Consider the following 1,113-nt stretch of genomic DNA (forward strand, 5'->3'; position numbering starts at 1 on the left):
CCCCATTTTTATCGCCATCTACGAAGAGCGTAATTTGTCTCGGGCGGCGGCACGTTTAGACATCACCCAACCCGCGGTGAGTAAAGCGCTAGCAAGATTGCGCGATATCTACGACGAACCATTGTTTCACCGCAGTTCTTCTGGTGTTGAGCCAACATCGTTTGCTGTCGATATTTATCCGGCCATGGTTGCGGCGATAAAGAACTTTACCTCGACGCTGTCGGCATCGGTTGAGTTTGATCCTAAAGTTTCCAATCGCATTTTCTCTATCGCTTGCGTGTCGATTTTAAGCTACGAGTTGCTGCCACAGTTGATGAAGCAGATTCACGAGTTAGCGCCGAATATCGCTTTGGAAGTGCACCCACTGTTTACTGAGGATTACGAAAGTGATCTACGCTTACAACGCTATGATTTGATTATCGATTTAGCGCCACGCGGGAGAACGGTCTTGAAAGTTGAACCCGTGATCACTGAGCGTTTGATGGTGGTGTGTAACAAAGATCACCCTCGTATCGCTGAGAGCATTTCTCAAGAGCAGTTTTTTGAAGAAGAACACGTTGCAGTATCGCAGTGGCAAAGCCGAAAAAGCATGCTGAGTGCAGAAGATATTGTTGATTTGGACAAACGCAAAATCATGTATCGAGCCGCAGGAGCACTGGAAATGTTGCCGGTTATCTGTGGTAGCGAATACATTGGTTTGATGCCAGAATCGATGATTAAGTTGTTCAGTAATACCTATCATGTGAAAGCACTGCCGTTTCCATTTGATGTAACAACTTACGATCTTTGCACCATTTGGCACCCTAGTCGCACTAATGAAAGTGCTCATCAGTGGTTGCGCGCGCAAATCAAACACGCAGGGAAAGTCATCAAGAAATAGGAAGTCCATATGAAGACAATACGAGCGATTCTAAACGGCAAAAAAGCCGGTAATCCTGAGCTAAGAGACGCCATCATGAAAATGAGAGACAGGGGCGTAGATGTGCAAGTTCGCGTCACTTGGGAATCGCAAGATATGCCGCGTCTCGTGAAAGAAGCGGTAACGGATGGTATTGAGCGTATTGTTGTTGCGGGTGGCGATGGCACTGTCAATGAGGCTGCTTCGGCGCTTAT

2 protein-coding genes are annotated in these 1,113 nt (G+C 47.0%); both read left to right on the top strand.

Annotation, left to right across the window (positions count from 1 at the left end):
• On the top strand, positions 1–880 hold an 880-nt coding region (locus R7P67_RS25835; protein ID WP_318086453.1), incomplete at its 5' end, for a LysR family transcriptional regulator.
• A 9-nt stretch (positions 881–889) separates the two neighbouring features.
• Positions 890–1,113 (top strand): diacylglycerol kinase family protein (locus R7P67_RS25840; protein WP_318086454.1); only part of this gene is annotated, 224 nt, incomplete at its 3' end.

Source organism: Vibrio sp. Vb0937, from assembly GCF_033338855.1.